The organism is Natronococcus sp. (assembly GCF_047921035.1).
GTDB lineage: Archaea > Halobacteriota > Halobacteria > Halobacteriales > Natrialbaceae > Natronococcus.
Genome location: NZ_JBLRWX010000221.1, coordinates 1 through 1,483, shown reverse-complemented (window position 1 = coordinate 1,483; position 1,483 = coordinate 1). Strand labels below are relative to the sequence as shown.

Annotated in this window: 4 protein-coding genes; all 4 read right to left on the bottom strand. The window is 61.1% G+C overall.

Annotation, left to right across the window (positions count from 1 at the left end; translation table 11 throughout):
• Positions 1–171: 171 nt before the first annotated feature.
• From ACNA7R_RS20320 to ACNA7R_RS20305, 4 genes are read right to left on the bottom strand one after another with little or no spacing between them, the layout of a single operon-like run.
• The gene (locus ACNA7R_RS20320; protein WP_416285351.1) at positions 172–399 is read right to left on the bottom strand and encodes a hypothetical protein; all 228 of its coding nucleotides are present in this window, start codon (positions 397–399) and stop codon (positions 172–174) included.
• Positions 396–731 (bottom strand): SWIM zinc finger family protein, encoded by a 336-nt coding sequence (locus tag ACNA7R_RS20315; protein WP_416285350.1) that lies wholly within the window; start codon positions 729–731, stop codon positions 396–398. The genes ACNA7R_RS20320 and ACNA7R_RS20315 overlap by 4 nt, the downstream gene beginning before the upstream one ends.
• Positions 731–943: a hypothetical protein gene (locus tag ACNA7R_RS20310; RefSeq protein WP_416285349.1), complete on the bottom strand. Its 213-nt coding sequence runs from the start codon at positions 941–943 to the stop codon at positions 731–733. The genes ACNA7R_RS20315 and ACNA7R_RS20310 overlap by 1 nt, the downstream gene beginning before the upstream one ends.
• On the bottom strand, positions 943–1,239 hold the full coding sequence (locus ACNA7R_RS20305) for a hypothetical protein (protein ID WP_416285347.1): 297 nt from the start codon (positions 1,237–1,239) through the stop codon (positions 943–945). Before ACNA7R_RS20305 ends, ACNA7R_RS20310 begins: the two co-directional genes overlap by 1 nt.
• Positions 1,240–1,483: the final 244 nt, after the last annotated feature.

Here is a 1,483-nt window from a genome sequence, read left to right as displayed (position 1 = left end):
CTGGCTGCCATCTGGTACGTGCGGGTTCTCGCCGATGTTCTCGGCCGACTGGCGATACTCTCCGCACCGAATCTCGCCAGTCGGTTCTCCTTTCCGGAGTCCGTCGTTCAAATCGACGTTTCGCTTTCGATCACTTGGGACTCGGTGTCGGGATCAAGTGCGTCGCGTATCTCAGGGCCCCCTGTAGAACGACACCGCACTTTCGGTGGCGGTCTCGCCACCACCGGTGTCGATCGCGACGTCCTCGACGGGCTCGCGGCCGACCTGTCGCCACGTCACGCCGAGCTGCTCGTACTCGACACGCCAGTACTCGCCCGCCTCGTCGGGCTCGAACACAAACTTCCGACGGACGCCATCGGTACCGGTCCACGCAACCGTCTGCTCGTGAGTGTCGTTCATCGCGACCACCGCTTTCGTTGCGCGACTAGCGTCTGATCAACGTCAGCGTCGGCCGGCGGGTGGATGCGCTCGAGGGCCATGAGGATTCTCGCCGCGTGCTTACAGCGGTTGATCTCTCCACTACCGGGCTCACCACGGTACTCCCAATCCGAGCACGTACAGCGCCCTTCCTGCAGGTCGACTGTGTATTCCGAGTAGTCGCTTGAGCCGGTACCGACCTTCCACATGCCGGGAGCGATAGGCCAGATTCCCATTGGCTGCTCGGCACCGCGGCGATCGCGGGTGAGCGTCGCCTCATCAGCTCCGATCGGCGTCTGTTCTGCGGTCGCCATTAGCTCGTGGCCTCCTGGCGTTCGTCGGTGTCGATAATTTCGTTGCCGTCCGAGATTTCGTTGGGATCGGCGACCGACCGCGCTTCGGCGAGCAAGCGCTGGTTGCGAGCGCCGGCGGTCTCGAGTGCTTCGGCGCGCTCGGCGACGGCCTCGAGATCTTGCGTCTGGTACATCGGCTCGATCTCGCGGTCCTTGTCGGATCCACCGAACATCAGAACCCCTCCGGCGCGCGGTGAGTGGTCTCGAGCCAACCGCGGCGGTCCTGGACGAACTCCATCCAGGCGGCGAGTGGCCGTCCCTCGAACTGCTCGACGTGTTCGGGTTCGATGTCGACGTAGTCGCCGACCTCGTAGTCTGGGCCGACCGGGTAGACCTTGACGGCGTCCTGGGCTGGGTAGTGAATGTGCGCGCAGTTCTCCTTGTCGACGCCGACGACGAAGCCGATCTTCGCCGCGAGCGAGTCGACGGTGTCCGCAACGTTTTCCTTCGGTTGGGTGATAGTCGTCATTGGTCTTGTGCTAAGACCGAGGTCGGGCGTTGCACCGCCCGGCCGAGATTTTCCCGGCCACCCTCGATCTCTATTCTACAGTCTATCAGCCAGCACCTTAATTATTATGTTTCGTTTATTCGAATACGGATTCGTTGATACCGATCATAATATTCATATTACGAAGCGTCATATTTACGACCGTGATGAGTGCAGTAACTGGCAGCGTGACTCTCGAGACTGACGATTTAAACCCAACAGATCG

Coding starts and splice junctions, on each gene's coding strand:
- ACNA7R_RS20315 (WP_416285350.1), bottom strand. CDS start 731: ATGGCGACCGCAGAACAGACGCCGATCGGAGCTGATGAGGCGACGCTC.
- ACNA7R_RS20305 (WP_416285347.1), bottom strand. CDS start 1,239: ATGACGACTATCACCCAACCGAAGGAAAACGTTGCGGACACCGTCGAC.
- ACNA7R_RS20320 (WP_416285351.1), bottom strand. CDS start 399: ATGAACGACACTCACGAGCAGACGGTTGCGTGGACCGGTACCGATGGC.
- ACNA7R_RS20310 (WP_416285349.1), bottom strand. CDS start 943: ATGTTCGGTGGATCCGACAAGGACCGCGAGATCGAGCCGATGTACCAG.